This window comes from Xanthomonas sp. NCPPB 3959, from assembly GCF_056675575.1.
Window position 1 is genome coordinate 460,345 of the sequence record NZ_JBWWVR010000001.1, and the last position, 17,550, is coordinate 477,894.

Here is a 17,550-nt window from a genome sequence, read left to right on the forward strand (position 1 = left end):
AAGCTAATTGATCGCACAGCTGGACCACAGCGGCGATCGGCGCATTGGCGGGTAGGAAGACGGCTGTGCACGCGACACACGCATCACTCCGGCATGCATTCGCCTCGATTTCATGGCCGCAGCGCTATGTTCAATGCTGTCTTCGAGGAGCTCCCCCCATGCGTAAAGGCATTGCATTGATTGTCGGCGTGACCGGCATTTCTGGTTACAACCTCGCCAACGTGTTGGTCGCCGACGGTTGGACCGTCTATGGCCTGGCGCGGCGTCCGCTCGCCCAGGACGGCGTGATTCCGGTGGCAGCCGATCTGCTGGATGCCGAGAGCACCGCCAACGCGCTACGTGGCTTGCCGATCACCCACGTATTTTTCTGCACCTGGACACGCCGCGATACCGAGCGTGAGAACGTCGAGGCCAACGGCGCGATGATGCGTCATCTGTGCGAGGCGCTGAGCGATGCACCGCTGCAGCACATGGCGCTGGTCACCGGCACCAAGCACTATCTGGGTGCGTTCGAGAACTACGGCAGCGGCAAGGCCGAAACGCCGTTTCGCGAAAGCGAGCCGCGCCAGCCTGGCGAGAATTTCTACTACACGCTGGAAGACCTGCTGTTCACGAATGCTGAGCAGCATGGCTTCGGCTGGAGCGTGCATCGCTCGCACACCATGATCGGCATGGCCAACGGCAGCAATGCGATGAACATGGGCGTGACGCTGGCGGTGTATGCGTCGCTGTGCAAGCACACCGGTCAGCCGTTCGTGTTCCCCGGCTCGCAAGCGCAGTGGAACAGCCTCACCGACCTCACCGACGCCGGCCTGCTTGGCCGGCAGCTGGCCTGGGCCGGCTTGAGCCCGGCCGCACGCAATCAGGCCTTCAACACCGTCAACGGCGATGTGTTCCGCTGGCGCTGGATGTGGGGCCAGATTGCCGACTTCTTCGAACTCGAAGTTCTGCCCTGCCCCGAAACGCCGGCACCTCTAGAAGCACGCTTGAGCGAGACCGCGCCGGCCGTGTGGGCAGAGATCGCCAAGCAGCATGGTTTGGTGGAAGCCGACGTCAACCGACTGGCATCGTGGTGGCATACCGACGCCGACCTGGACCGCGAGATCGAGTGCGTCAACGATATGACCAAGAGCCGCGAGCTGGGCTTTCTGGACTTCTACGACAGCCGCGCCTCGTTCCTGGAGCTGTTCACGCGGCTGCGGGCGCAGCGCGTCATTCCCTGATGCGCAAGGTCGCCGTCACATTCGTGGCGGCGACCGCGTGTTGTCGAAGCGACGGTTGACTCGATAGCGCTTGCGAGCACCACATCGTGAGCAAGCGTGTTGCTGCGCTAGCCGGCTAATGCATCGCGCCGATACATCGGCAACCGGAATCAGGATTTTCAAACTGAAATCCGGAGTTCAACACGGCCCAGCCGCCAGAGATTCCGACGGCTGGGCGTGGCTTACACCGCAGACGGCGCCAACTCGCGCAGCTTGCCCTGATGCAGCTCCAGCACGCGATCCAGACGACGCGCCAGGCTGCGATCGTGCGTCACCAAGACCAGACTGGTGCGCTGGGCACGATTGAGTTCCAGCATCAGCTCGAACACGGTCTCCGCCGTCTTGTCGTCCAGATTGCCGGTGGGCTCGTCACCGAGCACGCAGCCCGGCTTGTTCACCAGCGCACGTGCCACGGCAGCACGCTGGCGCTCGCCGCCGGACAACTCGCTGGGCTTGTGCTCGATGCGATGCCCCAGCCCGACCGATTCCAGCAACTGCAATGCCTGCGCCCTGGCCACCGACACCTCTTTGCCGGACAACAGCACCGGCATCATCACGTTTTCCAACGCGGTGAATTCCGGCAGCAGATGGTGGAACTGGTACACGAAGCCCAACGCCTGATTGCGCAGCTTGCCGCGCTCGCCATCGGACAGTGCCGACATGCGCCGACCGGCCACATACACCTCGCCCGAGGTCGGAATATCCAGCCCGCCGAGCAGATGCAACAACGTGCTCTTGCCCGCGCCGGACGCACCGACGATCGCCACCGTTTCGCCGGTCGCCACCGACAGGTCCAATCCATCGAACACCGGCGTGCGCATCTTGCCTTCGGCGTAGGTCTTGGCCAGACCCTCGGCGCGGATCACCGCCTCTGCTTGACCTGACTTTTGCACGGCCGATTCCCGGTTCTCATTCATAACGCAGCGCCTCCGCCGGCTGCGTACGCGAGGCGCGCCATGCCGGATACAAGGTCGCCAGAAAACTCATCACCAACGCCACCACGGTGATCACCACCACGTCCTGGGTCTGCATATCGGTCGGCAGACCGGTGATGTAATACACGTCCTCCGGCAACAGCTTGACGCTGAAAATCGTCTCGATCACACCGAGGATGCGCTCGAGATTGAGCGTCAGCACGATGCCGCCGATCACGCCCATGATCGTGCCCATGAAGCCGATCAGCGAGCCCTGCACCATGAACACCTGCATCACGCCCGCAGGCGACAGGCCCAACGTGCGCAGGATCGCGATATCGGCCTGTTTGTCGGTCACCAGCATCACCTGCGAAGACACCAGATTGAACGCGCCCATCGCCACGATCAGCGACAGCAGGATGCCCATCACGGTCTTTTCCATCTTCAACGAGTGGTAGAGATTGGCGTTCTCCTGGGTCCAGTCGCTGACCCGGTACGGACCATGTAACTTGATCGCAAGATCACGCGCCACCGTCCAGGCCTGATCCATGTCGTGCAGCCGCAGCCGCACGCCGGTGACCCCATCCATGCGCAGTACGCGGGCCAGGTCCTGCATGTTGACCACCGCCAGACCGCGGTCGATCTCGTTGTAGCCCGCCTCGAAAATACCGCTGACGGTGAAGCGCTTGAGCCGCGGCATCGCGCCAAGCGGCGTGGCCTGGGTGTCGCTGAGCAACACCACGATGCTGTCTCCCACGTCCACACCCAGCCAGATTGCCAGCTCCTTGCCGATGACGATGTTGTAGGAGCCGGGGGTCAGACTATCCACCGAGCCCTGCTGCATCTTCTTGGCCAGCACCGAGACCTTGCCTTCTTCGGCAGGAATGATGCCGCGCACGATGGCCGGCTGCTTGCGCGGGCCCTGCAGCAACGATTCGGTTTCGATGTAAGGCGCGGCACCGGCGATACGCGGGTCAGCGGTGGCGACCTCGACCGCGTGTTGCCAATCGCGCATCGGTGCGCCGTCCGCACTGACCGTGGCATGCGCGGCCATCTGCAACAGGCGATCGCGGATTTCCTTCTGGAAACCGCTCATCACCGCCAGCGTGGTGATCAGCACCGTCACCCCCAGGGCAATGCCCAGGATCGATGCCATCGAGATAAACGAGATGAAGCCATTGCGCCGTTTGGCACGCAGATAGCGCAAGCCGATGGCAACCGGGATAGGTTTGAACATGCGGTTCAACCAGGAAAGGGACGCCATGGTGCCACTTGCGGCGGCCCGGACGAAATGGCGTGTGCCTGAGCGGCCAGACGCAGTTCACGTCGTTGCGCTACCGGCAGCGTATCCGGCCAGAAATGCAGGCGCTCGCGGCGTGCATCCAGACGCGTCCACGACACCACGGCGATCGGCCCGCGCCATGCGACCTGAAGGCTTTGTACCTGCGCGCCGTCAACGCTGGCGGGCGTTTCGCCCCAGGGCACGATCACTTCTCGCACTGGCGAACGCAACAGCATGCGCAACGTTCGCCCACCGGCCAACAGCGCGTAGGCAGACAACGCCGCTGCCAGCCACAGGGGCACCCCGCTACGCCATACCGCCCACAGCGCCAGCGCGTTCAACACGCTCAATGCGCAAACCAACCCGCGCGAGGGCCGCCATTCAAGCTGGCAAGGCGCGGATATCGGTAATGAGTGCGGCGTTGTCGGCATCGGGGCAGGCCTCGTATCCCATGAACCAGCGCCACAACTTATCGTCTTCGCAATCCAGCAGCTGTAGGAAAACCGCGCGCTCGGACTCGGACGCCTGCGCCCAGCGTTGATCCAGATAGCGCCCGAACAATTGATCGAGCTCGCGCATACCGCGCCGGCAGCGCCAGCGCAGTTTTTTCAGTAGGGTTTCTTCGTCCATCTCACTCTCCTCGCCTAACGCGACGGCGAAAACGACAGCGGCACCAGACCAAGGGCCGGTGCCGCTGTGAACCACCTCCCCGCCAAGGCGGGGCGGCATTGCCTTGCGATCAGGCGCGGCGCGCCATCATCAACTTCTTGATTTCGGCAATCGCCAGCGCCGGGTTCAGCCCCTTCGGACAGGTCCGCGCGCAGTTCATGATGGTGTGGCAGCGATACAGCTTGAACGGATCTTCCAGATCGTCCAGACGCGCGCCGGTATCTTCATCGCGCGAATCGATGATCCAGCGGTACGCCTGCAGCAGGATCGCCGGGCCCAGATAACGCTCGCCATTCCACCAGTAGCTTGGGCAGCTGGTCGAGCAGCAGGCGCACAGGATGCATTCATACAACCCATCGAGCTTGCGGCGATCTTCCGGCGACTGCAGGCGCTCGCGATCCGGCGGCGGCGGCGTCTGGGTACGGATCCACGGCTTGATCGACGCGTACTGCGCGTAGAAATGCGTCAGATCCGGCACCAGATCCTTGATCACGCTCATGTGCGGCAGCGGATAGATCGGCACTTCGGCCTTGCCGCAGGCATCGATCGCCTTGGTGCAGGCCAGCGTGTTGGTGCCGTCGATGTTCATCGCGCACGAACCGCAGATGCCTTCGCGGCACGAACGGCGGAACGCCAGCGTCGGGTCGATCTCGTTCTTGATCTTGATCAGCGCGTCCAACACCATCGGGCCGCACTTGTCGAGATCGATCTCATAGCTGTCGGTACGCGGGTTGGCGTCGCCATCCGGATCCCAGCGGTAGACCTTGAAGGTGCGCGTGTTCTTGGCGCCCTGTGCAGGGTAATGCTTGCCCTTGCCGATCTTTGAATTCTTGGGGAGGGTGAACTCTGCCATAGCTGCTCTCGTTGGCTCAGGCGATGCGCGGTGCGAACGACAGCCGCACCGTGCGCATGAAGGTAAAGACGATGGATCCCGCCACCGAAGCGGCGGTGCAGCGACCGGCGTAGTGCCGGCGCTGCCCCTGCGTGATGAAACGCCCCGACCGCTGCAAGCGATTGCCGCTGCGCCAGGACAACCCGGCGACAGGCTTCAATGCAGCGAGGGAGCGTTGCATACGCATCGATTAGTAGACGCGCGGCTTCGGCGGGACGACATCCACGTCCTGACTCAGCGTGTACATGTGCACCGGGCGATATTCGAACTCGCACTTGCCCTTGTCGTCGACGGTGACCAGCGTGTGCTTCTGCCAGTTGACGTCGTCGCGGTCCGGGAAGTCTTCGTGCGAATGCGCGCCACGGCTTTCCTTGCGCTGCTCGGCCGAATTGATCGTCGCCACCGCATTGAGCAGCAGGTTGTTCAACTCGTAGGTCTCGATCAGATCCGAGTTCCAGACCAGCGAGCGGTCGGACACCTTGACGTCTTCGAAGGTGGCGAAGATCTCGGCCATCTTGTCCACGCCTTCCTTCAGCGTCTTGCTGGTGCGGAACACCGCAGCATCGGACTGCATGGTGCGCTGCATGTTGTCGCGGATCACCGAGGTCGGCGTGGAGCCGTTGGCGTAGCGCAACTTGTCCAGCAGGCCGAGCGCCTTGTCGCAGGCATCCGACGGCAACGTCTTGTGCGGCTGGTTGGGCTTGACTGTCTCGGCGCAGCGGTTTGCCACCGCACGGCCGAACACCACCAGATCCAGCAGCGAGTTGGAACCCAACCGGTTGGCACCGTGCACCGACACGCAGGCGGCTTCGCCGATCGCGTACAGGCCCGGCACCACCGCATCCGGGTCGTCGCCCTGCTTGCGCACGACTTCGCCGTAGAAATTGGTCGGAATGCCGCCCATGTTGTAGTGCACGGTCGGCAGCACCGGGATCGGCTGCTTGGTCACGTCCACACCGGCAAAGATGTGCGCGCTTTCGGCAATACCGGGCAGTTTTTCGTTGATGACTTCCGGGCCGAGATGGGTCAGGTCGAGCAGGATGTGATCCTTGTGCTCGCCTACGCCACGGCCTTCGCGGATCTCCACCGTCATCGAGCGCGAGACCACGTCGCGCGATGCCAGATCCTTGTAATGCGGTGCGTAGCGCTCCATGAAGCGCTCGCCGTTGCTGTTGCGCAGTATGCCGCCTTCGCCACGCACGCCCTCGGTGATCAGGCAGCCCGCACCGTAAATGCCGGTGGGATGGAACTGCACGAACTCCATGTCCTGCACCGGCAGGCCGGCACGCATCACCAAGCCGCCGCCGTCACCGGTACAGGTGTGGGCGGAGGTGGCGCTGAAGTAGGCACGGCCATAACCGCCGGTGGCCAGTACCACGCCGTGGGCGCGGAACAGATGCAAGGTGCCGTCGGCCATGTCCAGCGCAAGCACGCCGCGGCAAACGCCTTCTTCGTCGAAGATCAAATCAAGCGCGAAGTACTCGATCATGAAACGCGCGTTATGCGCCAGCGACTGCTGATACAGCGTGTGCAACATGGCGTGACCGGTACGGTCGGCCGCCGCGCAGGTGCGCTGGGCAGACGGGCCTTCGCCGTACTTGGTGGTCATGCCACCGAACGGGCGCTGATAGATCTTGCCCTCTTCGGTGCGCGAGAACGGCACGCCGTAGTGCTCAAGCTCGATGATGGCCGGAATCGCCTCGCGACACATGTACTCGATCGCGTCCTGGTCGCCCAGCCAATCGGAGCCTTTGATGGTGTCGTAGAAGTGGTAGCGCCAATCGTCTTCGCCCATGTTGCCGAGCGCGGCGGAAATACCGCCCTGCGCTGCCACGGTATGCGACCGGGTCGGGAAGACCTTGGTCAGGCAGACCGTCTGCAAGCCCTTCTGGGCCAGGCCGAACGTGGCGCGCAGGCCGGCGCCACCGGCGCCCACCACGACCATGTCGTACTTGTGTTCTGTAATCTTATAAGCGGACATCTAATCTGGATTCCTGTTCTGGGTGCCCGATGACTCAGGCACCGCCCAGCGCGATGCGCGCCACTGCGAAAATGCTGACGATCGCACCGAGCGCGGCGACGAACTTGACCGTGGTCTGCAACGCCAGCGCCAGCAACGAGTTGTGGATGTAGTCCTCGAGCACGACCTGCAGACCGATCTGCGCATGCCAGAACATCGCCACCAGGAAACCGACCAGCAAGATCGCGTTCCAGGGTCTGGACACGGCCGCAACGGCGGTCGGGTAGTCCGAACCGAGCAGGCTCAGCACGAAGACCAGGAACCAGATCGACAACACCACCAGCGCGGTGGCGGTCAGTCGCTGCAGAACGAAATGCTCGGTGCCGGTCTTGGCCGCGCCCAGACCACGCACATTCTTCAGCGGGGTGCGGTAACGGTTCATGCGCCAGCTCCAATCAATACATAGGCCCAGATCGCAGCGGTGATCAGCAGGCTGACCACAACCGATGCCCAGCCGCTACGCACGAAGGCGGGAATGCTGTAGCCATACCCGAAGTCCTGCACGATATGGCGGATGCCGTTGGACAGGTGGTAGGCAAATGCCCAGGTCCAGCCGAACAGGAACAGCTGGCCATACCAGGCGCCAAGCTGCTGGGTGAGGCAGGTCCAGTGGTCCTGGCCGAGCATCAACACCAGCAAAGCGGCGGCAATCACCAGCGCTCCTCCTGACAGAATGATGCCGGTCGCTCGATGCAGGATCGAGGTGACCATTTGTATCTGCCAGCGGTACACCTGGAGATGCGGGGAAAGAGGACGTTCTCGGATCGCCATTCGCTGGGCTCATTATCTCGGCTGGGCGGCACTAGGCCGCTGTGGCTAAAAGCTGATCAGAAATCGATGCAGCGTCCATTTTTTTCCCAGTCGCCGTAGCGCGTTGGCTCAGGGCCGTCGCGCCCACCAATCTCCTTGGGCAGTGGCTGCTTCTCGGGAATGTGCTCCTGAGAAGAAGGCTGCGTTTCGGAATCCTGCGCTGGGGTGGGGGTTGGATGGCCTATCATAGTGGTCTCACAACAGTGCGATTTTAGTCCTCCCCTTCCGTGGCTGACAACCTGAATCTTATTCCGCAGGGTTTTGGCTCCCTGCACGACATGCAATACGTCCGCTTGATCGGGACGGATGCAGTGGCGTTCGCGCATGCGCAATTTGCCAACGACGTACAGGCGCTGGCGGTTGGGCAGTGGCAGTGGAATGCGTGGTTGACTGCGAAGGGGCGCGTGATTGCCATCTTCGCACTGTTGCGTGAGGACGACACACACGTATTGATGCTGTTGCCCGACGGCAACGCGGCCGAGATCGCCTTGCAACTTGGCCGTTTCGTGTTCCGGCGCAAGCTCAAGATCGTTGTTGCAGCGCTATCTGCCTACGGCGGATTCGAACCGGCGCAACGCGCGCAGGGCGCACAGGCCGATATCGGAACGCAGCGTATCGAATTGGATATGGGCACGACCGCCCTGCCCCGCACCTTGCTGTTGCACACCGACCAGGCATTGGCAGCGCCTATCGAAGTGCCAGGCGTGGATGCGCAGTGGCGCCGCGCCGATCTGCAACTGGGATTGGTACGCCTGCCCGATGCACAACGCGAGCAGTGGACACCGCAACAGCTGGCACTGGATCGCCTGCACGCCTTCAGCGTGAAAAAAGGCTGTTATCCCGGCCAGGAAATCGTCGCGCGCACGCACTTCCTGGGCAAGGCCAAACGCGCCTTGCAGCTATTGGAAGTCGATGGCGCCATCGAGGCGGGCAATGCGGTCACGCTGGATGGCACGGCTATCGGCACGCTGGTGAGTGTTGCCGGCACTCTTGCGCTGGCGGTGCTGCCGCTGGAGCTGACATTGGACGCCACCACCGCACTGCAAGCAGGCGCGCACAGCGCACGCCCACTTGCCTTGACACCCGGATTGGAGCGTTAAGCCGGATCCAGCCGCTCGCCGGTGGCCGGGTCGAAGAAGTGCAGCGCCTCGCTGCGCAACGCCAGGCGCAGTGGCTCACCGACCGCCGGCAAAGCCTGCGGCGCCACGCGGATGACCAGCGGCTGACCGCCACGATCCAGGTTGAGGAAGATCTCGTTGCCGACCGGCTCGATGACTTCCACCTTCGCCTCGAAGCCCAGCAGCGCATCGCTCGACGGCTGCAGATGCTCCGGGCGCACGCCGACGATCACCTCGCGATCGAACCAGCTGCGATCCACCCGCGCCGCACCCAGTGGCACACGCCAGCCGTCGGCCATGACCAGATGCAGGCCGTCCTGCTCGTCCAGCCGCCCCTGCAGCATGTTCATTGCCGGGCTGCCGAGAAAGCCGGCCACGAACAGATTGGCCGGGCGGTCGTACAGCGCCATCGGGCTGTCGATCTGCTGGATCACGCCATCCTTGAGCACCACGATGCGCTGGCCGAGCGTCATCGCCTCGACCTGGTCGTGGGTGACGTAGATCATGGTGGTGCCGAGCTTGCGGTGCAGCTGCGCAATCTCGGTACGCACGCTGTGGCGCAGCTTGGCATCCAGGTTGGAGAGCGGCTCGTCGAGCAGGAACACCGACGATTCGCGCACCATCGCCCGGCCCAGCGCCACACGCTGCCGCTGGCCGCCGGACATCGCCTTGGGCAGCTTGTCGAGCATCGGGGTCAGGCCGAGCAGTTCGGCGGCGTTGTTGACGCGTTCGGCGATGACCTGCTTGGGATGGCCGCGCAGCTTGAGACCGAAGGACAGATTCTCGGCCACGGTCATGTGCGGATACAGCGCATAGCTCTGGAACACCATGGCGATGTCGCGGTCTTTCGGTGCCACATCGTTGACCACGCGCTCGCCGATCGTCAGCGTGCCGGCACTGATGTCCTCGAGCCCGGCGATCATGCGCAGCAAGGTTGACTTGCCGCAGCCGGATGGCCCCACCAGCACCATCAGCTCGCCATCGGCGACTTCGAAGCTCGCACCCTGCACCGCGACCTGGCCATTCTCGTAGACCTTGCGGACACCTTCCAACTGCACTTTCGCCATCTTCGGCCTCAACGTAAGTTGTGCGCCCTGCCCTCGGCCCTCCCGACGGCGGTGACGCCACATGCGCTTTCAAGGAAATCTCCTGCAAGCGGATGCATTGGTTTATTCTGACATGTAATCGTTTTCACATGGCAACATCGATCTCGGGAGGGACCATGACGCCAGTTACCCACGCCGCTGTTTCAAGCGGTGCAGCCTACCGTGCGAGGCCAGGCATTTCGCCACGCATGTGCAGGTCTACCGCCGCAGCGCTAACCGCTGACGGCCACTTGCTGCAACAATCGGGGATTGGGCGTGCGCGTCCATCCTCCGCTGCGCGCACGTCAGTGTCGCTCAGGAACAGACGTACCGACCGCCGGCTGTCCGGCGCCTTTCCGACAAGCTGCTGATAACGATGTCTCCAGAATCTGAAATTCGGTCCATGCACAACACCCTGATCCTGTTCGGCGCCACCGGCGATCTTGCCCAGCGCTATCTGTTTCCTTCCCTGTTGCGGTTGTTCGTCGACGGCCTGCTGCCGGAGGATTTCCGTATCCGCGCGCTGGCGTTGTCGCCGCACGACACCGAGGCCTTCCGCGAGGTGCTGCGGCCGCGTCTGACCCAGGCCTTGCCGATCGCCACGCCCGAACAGATCGAGACGCTGCTGCAGCGGGTCGATTACCGCTCGGTGGATCTGCGCGACGCCGAATCGGTGGCCAATGCCGTGCGCGAGCTGTCCAGCCGCCAGTGCGTGAGCTATCTGGCGATTCCGCCGGGCCTGTACATCAGCACCTGTCAGGGTCTGGCCCTGGGTGGTGCGCTGGCCGCCCCGCATCGATTGATGCTGGAAAAGCCGATCGGCCACGACTCGGACAGCGCACGAGAGATCCTGCAGTCGATCGGCGCGCTGATCGACGAAGACCGCGTGTTCCGCCTCGACCATTACCTGGGCAAGGCGGCGGTACAGAACCTGATCGCGCTGCGCTTCGGCAATACGCTGCTGGAGGCGGTGTGGAACCGCACCTACATCGAGTCGGTGCAGATCCTGGTGGCCGAAAGCGAAGGCGTGGACGGGCGCGATGCCTATTACGCCCGCTCCGGCGCGCTGCGCGACATGGTGCAGAGCCATATCCTGCAACTGCTGTGTCTGGTGGCGATGGAGCCGCCGGCGTCGCTGGAAGCCGACCGCATCCGCGACGAGAAGGTCAAGGTACTTCGCGCCCTGCGCCCGATGACCGCCGAACACGCCGCCCATGACAGCGTACGCGGCCGCTACACCGCCGGCAGCATCAACGGCCAGCCGGCGCAGGCCTATCACCCGCCGGAAGGCAGCGATGTAGAGACCTTCGTCGCGGTGACCGCGCATATCGACAACTGGCGTTGGGCCGGCGTGCCGTTCCACCTGTGCACCGGCAAGCGCCTGGCCGAGCGCTCCACCCGCATCGTGGTCACGCTCAAGCCGGTGACGCATTGGTTGTTCGAGCGCCCGGATCGCCAGAACGCGGTGCCTAATCGTCTGACCTTCCAGCTGCAGCCGCAGGAAAATATCGAACTCGGCCTGATGAGCAGTCTGGCCGGCCCGGAATGGGGCGCGATCGAACTGCAGCCGCTGGAACTGGAATTGTCGGTCCCCACCGGCCTGCACCGCCGCATCGCCTACGAGCGCCTGTTCGTGGATGCTTTCAACGGCAACCCGGCGCTGTTCGTGCGCGACGACGAGGTCAAGGCCGCCTGGGCGTGGATCGACAGCGTCAGCGATGCCTGGAAAGACGCGCAGTTGCCGCTGCAGACCTACCCGGCCGGCAGTTGGGGACCCGAGAGCGCGGCGCCCTTCCTGCCCCCGGCCACCGACGCACAGGGACACACCGCATGACCGCTCCTTCCAAGCCGGTGCTGGTTGCCGATATCGGCGGAACCAATGCGCGCTTCGCGCTGGCCGACGTCGACGCCTCGGTGCCGCTGCTGGATGACACCTCGCGCGAATTTGCGGTGGTCGATTTCGGCTCCCTCGGCGAAGCCGCACGGTACTACCTCGACCAGATCGGCGTGCAGGCTACCCAGGGCGTGTTCGCCGTGGCGGGCCGCGTGGATGGCGACGAGGCGCGCATCACCAACCACCCGTGGGTGATCTCGCGCTCGCGTACCGCTGCCATGCTGGGCTTCAGCACGTTGCACCTGATCAACGATTTTGCCGCGCAGGCCATGGCGATCAGCCTGCTGCGCCCGCAGGACGTGGTGCAGGTGGGCGGCGCCAGCTGGCGGCCGGCGGCGATCGATCAACCGCGCAATTACGGTGTGATCGGCCCCGGCACCGGCCTGGGTGTCGGTGGTCTGATCGTGCGCAACGGGCGCTGTTTTCCGCTGGAAACCGAAGGCGGCCATGTCAGCTTCCCGCCGGGTACTCCGGAAGAAATCCGCATCCTGGAAATCCTCTCCGAGCAGTTCGGCCGGGTCTCCAACGAGCGCCTGATCTGTGGCCCGGGGCTGGTCAACATCCATCGTGCGCTCAGCGAGATTGCCGGGGTCGACCCGGGCCCGCTGCAGCCCAAGGACATCACCGCGCGTGCGGCTGCGGGCGACCCGCGCTCGTCGCGCACCATCGACCTGTTCTGCGCCATCTTCGGTGCGATCGCCGGCGACATGGTGTTGATGCAGGGCGCCTGGGACGGGGTGTTCCTCACTGGCGGGCTGGTGCCCAAGGTGCTGGATTCGTTGCAGCATTCCGGTTTCCGCCAGCGCTTCGAACACAAGGGACGCTTCTCCGCAATCATGTCGCGGGTACCGTCGCTGGCCGTCATGCATCCGCATGCCGGCCTGCTCGGCGCCGCCGCGTATGCGGTGGATGCGCAGCGTCAGCATCCAGGAGAGCAGCGATGAGCCTGCAGGACAATCCGCGCATCACCTTGGTGCGCTACGAAGACCCGGCCGAATGGACCGAGGCGGTGGCCAGCGAGATGGCCGATCTGCTGGAACAGGAGATTTCGCGGCGCGGTCAGGCGCGCATGCTGCTGTCCGGCGGCACCACGCCGGCGCCGGTGTACGAATCCCTCGCCCACCGTTCGCTGGACTGGTCGCGGGTGGAAGTGGGCCTGGTCGATGAGCGCTGGCTGTCGCCGCAGGATCAGGACAGCAATGCCTGGCTGGTGAATCACAGCTTCCTGAGCCATGCGCCGGCAGCGACCTTCATCCCGCTGGTGCGCACAGGCAAGCAGTTGCCCGAGTGCGTGCACACCGCGAACCTGCAGGCCACGCACGCCGAACCCGCCTGCCTGGCGGTGCTGGGCATGGGCGGCGATGGGCATACCGCCTCGCTGTTTCCCGGCGCCACCGATCTGCCCAAGGCGCTGGCCAGCCCGCAGCCGTATGCCTCATTGGATGCCACCGGCTGCCCGGGCTCCAATCAGTGGCCGCTGCGCATCACGCTGACGCCGGCCGGGCTCGCTGCGATCCCGACCCGCCTGCTATTGCTGCGCGGAAAGCAGAAGCTCGACGTGCTGCAAGCCGCATTGGCGGGTGACGATGTCAGCGAATATCCGATCCGGGTGGCGTTACAGCAGCCGGGTCCGCGTTTGCGGGTGCATTGGTGTGCTTGAGTGCGAATCATTAATGCGAGTCCCTCGCAACAGCCCGCACATCCGTGTGCGGGGAATTAAAACAGCATTTTCTTCCCCCCGTTTCTCATAGCCGGTAGCCAATGAGCCTGCATCCGAATATCCAAGCTGTCACCGACCGTATCCGCAAGCGCAGCGCGCCGTCGCGCGCGGCGTATCTGGCCGGTCTCGATGCCGCCCTGCGTGAGGGCCCGTTCCGTAGCCGTTTGAGCTGCGGCAACCTTGCGCATGGGTTTGCCGCGTCCGAGCCGACCGACAAGTCGCGCCTGCGTGGTGCGGCCACGCCCAACCTCGGCATCATCACCGCCTACAACGACATGCTGTCGGCGCATCAGCCGTTCGAGCATTACCCGCAGCTGATCCGCGAGACCGCGCGGGCGCTCGGTGCCACCGCGCAGGTCGCCGGCGGTGTGCCGGCGATGTGCGACGGCGTGACCCAGGGCCGTGCCGGCATGGAGCTGTCGCTGTTCTCGCGCGACAACATCGCCCAGGCCGCGGCCATCGGCCTCAGCCACGACATGTTCGACAGCGTGGTGTATCTGGGCGTGTGCGACAAGATCGTCCCGGGCTTGCTGATCGGCGCGCTGGCGTTCGGGCATCTGCCGGCGCTGTTCATGCCGGCCGGCCCGATGACGCCGGGCATTCCGAACAAACAGAAGGCCGAAGTGCGCGAGCGCTATGCCGCCGGCGAAGCCACCCGCGCCGAGCTGCTGGAGGCCGAGTCGTCGTCTTACCACTCGCCCGGCACCTGCACCTTCTACGGCACCGCCAACTCCAACCAGGTGTTGCTCGAAGCGATGGGCGTGCAGTTGCCCGGCGCCTCGTTCGTCAACCCGGAACTGCCGTTGCGCGATGCGCTGACGCGTGAGGGGACCGCGCGTGCGCTGGCGATTTCCGGATTGGGTCAGGACTTCCGCCCGTTCGGCCGCCTGATCGACGAGCGCGCCATCGTCAACGCCGTGGTCGCGCTGATGGCCACCGGCGGTTCGACCAACCACACCATCCACTGGATTGCGGTGGCGCGCGCGGCCGGCATCGTGCTGACCTGGGACGACATGGATCTGATCTCGCAGACCGTGCCGCTGCTGACCCGCGTCTACCCGAACGGCGAAGCCGACGTGAACCGCTTCCAGGCCGCTGGCGGCACGGCATTCGTGTTCCGCGAGCTGATGGACGCCGGCATGATGCACGACGACATCCCCACCGTGGTCGAAGGCGGCATGCGTGCCTACGCCAACGAGCCGCGGCTGCAGGACGGCAAGGTCGTGTACGTGCCCGGCACTGCGACCACCGCCGACGACAGCGTGGCGCGTCCGGTCAGCGCCGCATTCGAATCGCAAGGCGGGCTGCGTCTGCTGCGCGGCAATCTCGGCCGCTCGCTGATCAAGCTGTCGGCGGTCAAGCCGCAACACCGCACCATCGAGGCGCCGGCGGTAGTGATCGATACCCCGCAGGTGCTCAACAAACTGCATGCCGCCGGTGTGCTGCCGCACGATTTTGTGGTGGTGCTGCGCTATCAGGGCCCACGCGCCAACGGCATGCCGGAATTGCATTCGATGGCACCGCTGCTGGGCCTGCTGCAGAACCAGGGCCGGCGTGTGGCGCTGGTCACCGACGGCCGTTTGTCCGGCGCCTCGGGCAAATTCCCGGCCGCGATCCACATGACCCCGGAAGCCGCACGCGGCGGTCCGATCGGGCGCGTGCGCGAAGGCGACATCGTGCGCCTGGATGGCGAAGCCGGCACGCTGGAAGTGCTGGTCTCGGCCGAAGAATGGGCATCGCGCGAAGTCGCACCGAACACCACGGTGGCCGGCAATGACCTGGGCCGCAACCTGTTCGGCATCAACCGCCAGGTCGTGGGCCCGGCCGACCAGGGCGCGATCTCGATTTCCTGTGGCCCGACCCATCAGGACGGCGCGCTGTGGAGCTACGACGCCGAGTACGAACTCGGTGCCGATGCTGCCGCAGCTGCCGCGCCGCACGAGTCCAAGGACGCCTGATCCCCTTCCCTCTCAGCGACCGCCTGGCGGTCGCCGTCTAACGGAGTTGCAATGACGATTGCCCAGACCCAGAACACCGCCGAACAGCTGCTGCGCGACGCCGGCATCCTGCCGGTGGTTACCGTGGACACGCTGGACCAGGCGCGCCGCGTCGCCGATGCGCTGCTCGAAGGCGGCCTGCCCGCGATCGAGCTGACCCTGCGCACCCCGATCGCGATCGAAGCGCTGGCCATGCTCAAGCGCGAGCTACCCAACATCGTGATCGGCGCCGGCACCGTGCTGAGCGAGCTGCAACTGCGTCAGTCGGTGGATGCCGGTGCGGACTTTCTGGTCACCCCAGGCACCCCCGCGCCGCTGGCACGCCTGCTCGCCGACGCGCCGATCCCGGCCGTGCCTGGCGCGGCCACGCCGACCGAACTGCTGACCCTGATGGGCCTGGGCTTCCGCGTGTGCAAGCTGTTCCCGGCCACCGCCGTGGGTGGCTTGCAGATGCTCAAAGGCCTGGCAGGTCCGCTGTCCGAGCTCAAGTTGTGCCCCACCGGAGGCATCAGCGAAGCCAACGCGGCAGAGTTCCTGTCGCAGCCGAACGTGGTGTGCATCGGCGGCTCGTGGATGGTGCCCAAAGACTGGTTGGCCCAGGGTCAGTGGGACAAGGTCAAGGAAAGCTCGGCCAAGGCGGCGGCGATCGTTCGACAGGTGCGTGCGGGCTGATTTCTGGGCGCCGCATCCAGCGGCTTGTAAGGCCGGGCTTCTGCGTGAAGAAAGCTGGTTGCTCGATGAAAGCCTGATTGGCTGGCGCCTTGATCTTGTGCGTGGGAGCGGCCCGCGGGCGCCGGGGCAGGACACGCCGTGAACCCATCCATGGGGGCTCTTACACGACATCCATGTCGTGTAAGGTCCTGCCCCGGCGCCCGCGGACCACTCTTCGAATGTTCCTGTGTTGGCGGAACGTAGAGCAGCGATTACTGTCGGGCACGCTCCGCCGCCAAGCTTTGAAAAATTGCCTTACCTGATCAAGATCATGATGGCGACTCGCCGAGGCGGCAGCGTGGCTGGGGATTGGCGGAGAGCGGCACAGGGATGTGCCGCGGCGGCGAGTCAGACAGGATGTCTGACCGAGCCGAGGAGCCGATCCCCGGCCGCGCTGCTGCCGCTTACCGAAGCCAGTAATCAACTGCCGCGGACTTGGCAGTACGCGACCGTACCCTCACCCAAACCCCTCTCCCGGCGGGAGAGGGGCTTCAGGCGGCTCATGACGTTCAAGACTCGAGCGCTACGTGGCGGTGGCGTTTTCGGCGTACCACGACACACCAACAGATCCCTGATCTGCTGCTGTCATCGAGAATCCCGTAGGTCTTGAAACAGGATGGAGAATTCGCTTGCCTTGACTAGTGCATGACAGCGACTTGCCGAGGCGGCAGCGTGGCCGGGGATTGGCGGAGAGCGGCACAGGGATGTGCCGCGCGGCGAGTCAGACAGGATGTCTGACCGAGCCGAGGAGCCAGTCCCCGGTCGCGCTGCCGCCACTCACCGACGCCAGTAACCAACAGCCGCGCACTTGTCAGTACCCGGGAACCGTACCCTCACCCCAACCCCTCTCCCGGCGGGAGAGGGGCTTCAGGCGGCTCATGACGTTCAAGACTCTAGCGCTACGTAGCGGTGGCGTTCGACGCACCACGACACGCCAACAGATCCCTGATCTGCTGCTGTCATCGAGAATCGCGTATGTCTTGAAACAGGATGGAGAATTCGCTTGCCTTGACTAGTGCATGACAGCGACTTGCCGAGGCGACAGCGTGGCCGGGGATTGGCGGAGAGCGGCACAGGGATGTGCCGCGGCGGCGAGTCAGACAGGATGTCTGACCGAGCCGAGGAGCCAGTCCCCGGCCGCGCTGGCGCCGCTTACCGAAGTCCGCGGCTCGCAGG

The 17,550-nt window shown here is 64.6% G+C and carries 18 protein-coding genes; 7 read left to right on the plus strand and 11 right to left on the minus strand.

Annotation, left to right across the window (positions count from 1 at the left end):
• Window positions 1–158 precede the first annotated feature (158 nt).
• Entirely contained in the window at window positions 159–1,223 is a 1,065-nt protein-coding gene (locus tag AC1KVG_RS01705; RefSeq protein WP_481093309.1) for an SDR family oxidoreductase, read from the plus strand.
• A 221-nt stretch (window positions 1,224–1,444) separates the two neighbouring features.
• Here AC1KVG_RS01705 and lolD read toward each other — a convergent pair whose 3' ends face one another.
• From lolD to AC1KVG_RS01755, 10 genes are all read right to left on the minus strand, one after another.
• Entirely contained in the window at window positions 1,445–2,128 is a 684-nt protein-coding gene (gene lolD, locus AC1KVG_RS01710; RefSeq protein WP_095574784.1) for a lipoprotein-releasing ABC transporter ATP-binding protein LolD, read from the minus strand.
• Between the two features lie 43 nt (window positions 2,129–2,171).
• Window positions 2,172–3,413, minus strand: a complete 1,242-nt coding sequence (locus tag AC1KVG_RS01715; RefSeq protein ID WP_115040090.1) for a lipoprotein-releasing ABC transporter permease subunit — start codon at window positions 3,411–3,413, stop codon at window positions 2,172–2,174.
• A gap of 5 nt (window positions 3,414–3,418) precedes the next feature.
• Window positions 3,419–3,889 (minus strand): hypothetical protein, encoded by a 471-nt coding sequence (locus AC1KVG_RS01720; protein WP_481093310.1) that lies wholly within the window; start codon window positions 3,887–3,889, stop codon window positions 3,419–3,421.
• On the minus strand, window positions 3,840–4,088 hold the full coding sequence (locus AC1KVG_RS01725) for an FAD assembly factor SdhE (protein WP_481093311.1): 249 nt from the start codon (window positions 4,086–4,088) through the stop codon (window positions 3,840–3,842). The genes AC1KVG_RS01720 and AC1KVG_RS01725 overlap by 50 nt, the downstream gene beginning before the upstream one ends.
• Window positions 4,089–4,197: 109 nt before the next feature.
• Window positions 4,198–4,980: a succinate dehydrogenase iron-sulfur subunit gene (locus AC1KVG_RS01730; RefSeq protein ID WP_006449601.1), complete on the minus strand. Its 783-nt coding sequence runs from the start codon at window positions 4,978–4,980 to the stop codon at window positions 4,198–4,200.
• Window positions 4,981–4,996: 16 nt separating this feature from the next.
• Window positions 4,997–5,200 (minus strand): hypothetical protein, encoded by a 204-nt coding sequence (locus AC1KVG_RS01735; RefSeq protein ID WP_481093312.1) that lies wholly within the window; start codon window positions 5,198–5,200, stop codon window positions 4,997–4,999.
• 9 nt (window positions 5,201–5,209) lie between these two features.
• Window positions 5,210–7,000: a succinate dehydrogenase flavoprotein subunit gene (sdhA, locus tag AC1KVG_RS01740; RefSeq protein WP_023904093.1), complete on the minus strand. Its 1,791-nt coding sequence runs from the start codon at window positions 6,998–7,000 to the stop codon at window positions 5,210–5,212.
• Between the two features lie 34 nt (window positions 7,001–7,034).
• Window positions 7,035–7,421 (minus strand): succinate dehydrogenase, hydrophobic membrane anchor protein, encoded by a 387-nt coding sequence (gene sdhD, locus AC1KVG_RS01745; RefSeq protein WP_006449604.1) that lies wholly within the window; start codon window positions 7,419–7,421, stop codon window positions 7,035–7,037.
• Window positions 7,418–7,810 carry a succinate dehydrogenase, cytochrome b556 subunit gene (gene sdhC / locus AC1KVG_RS01750; protein WP_006449605.1) on the minus strand — a complete coding sequence of 131 codons (393 nt, stop codon included), beginning with the start codon at window positions 7,808–7,810 and terminating at the stop codon, window positions 7,418–7,420. Before sdhC ends, sdhD begins: the two co-directional genes overlap by 4 nt.
• Before the next feature lie 56 nt (window positions 7,811–7,866).
• The gene (locus AC1KVG_RS01755) at window positions 7,867–8,175 is read right to left on the minus strand and encodes a DUF1674 domain-containing protein (protein ID WP_306308862.1); all 309 of its coding nucleotides are present in this window, start codon (window positions 8,173–8,175) and stop codon (window positions 7,867–7,869) included.
• On the opposite strand from AC1KVG_RS01755, the gene ygfZ reads away from it, so the two are divergent.
• Window positions 8,077–8,949 carry a CAF17-like 4Fe-4S cluster assembly/insertion protein YgfZ gene (gene ygfZ, locus AC1KVG_RS01760; protein WP_481093313.1) on the plus strand — a complete coding sequence of 291 codons (873 nt, stop codon included), beginning with the start codon at window positions 8,077–8,079 and terminating at the stop codon, window positions 8,947–8,949. The genes AC1KVG_RS01755 and ygfZ overlap by 99 nt on opposite strands.
• Here the strand turns inward: ygfZ and AC1KVG_RS01765 are convergent.
• The gene (locus AC1KVG_RS01765) at window positions 8,946–10,034 is read right to left on the minus strand and encodes an ABC transporter ATP-binding protein (protein WP_481093314.1); all 1,089 of its coding nucleotides are present in this window, start codon (window positions 10,032–10,034) and stop codon (window positions 8,946–8,948) included. The two genes, ygfZ and AC1KVG_RS01765, sit on opposite strands and share 4 nt — an antisense overlap.
• Window positions 10,035–10,455: 421 nt before the next feature.
• Between AC1KVG_RS01765 and zwf the strand changes: the two genes are divergently transcribed.
• From zwf to AC1KVG_RS01790, 5 genes are all read left to right on the plus strand, one after another.
• Window positions 10,456–11,886: a glucose-6-phosphate dehydrogenase gene (gene zwf, locus AC1KVG_RS01770; protein WP_481093315.1), complete on the plus strand. Its 1,431-nt coding sequence runs from the start codon at window positions 10,456–10,458 to the stop codon at window positions 11,884–11,886.
• The gene (glk, locus tag AC1KVG_RS01775) at window positions 11,883–12,890 is read left to right on the plus strand and encodes a glucokinase (RefSeq protein ID WP_023904099.1); all 1,008 of its coding nucleotides are present in this window, start codon (window positions 11,883–11,885) and stop codon (window positions 12,888–12,890) included. The genes zwf and glk overlap by 4 nt, the downstream gene beginning before the upstream one ends.
• Complete coding sequence (pgl, locus tag AC1KVG_RS01780; protein ID WP_481093316.1) at window positions 12,887–13,606, plus strand: 6-phosphogluconolactonase; 720 nt, start codon at window positions 12,887–12,889, stop codon at window positions 13,604–13,606. The genes glk and pgl overlap by 4 nt, the downstream gene beginning before the upstream one ends.
• Window positions 13,607–13,707: 101 nt before the next feature.
• Window positions 13,708–15,624, plus strand: a complete 1,917-nt coding sequence (gene edd / locus AC1KVG_RS01785) for a phosphogluconate dehydratase (RefSeq protein ID WP_023904101.1) — start codon at window positions 13,708–13,710, stop codon at window positions 15,622–15,624.
• 51 nt (window positions 15,625–15,675) lie between these two features.
• Window positions 15,676–16,335 carry a bifunctional 4-hydroxy-2-oxoglutarate aldolase/2-dehydro-3-deoxy-phosphogluconate aldolase gene (locus AC1KVG_RS01790; protein ID WP_023904102.1) on the plus strand — a complete coding sequence of 220 codons (660 nt, stop codon included), beginning with the start codon at window positions 15,676–15,678 and terminating at the stop codon, window positions 16,333–16,335.
• Window positions 16,336–17,550: the final 1,215 nt, after the last annotated feature.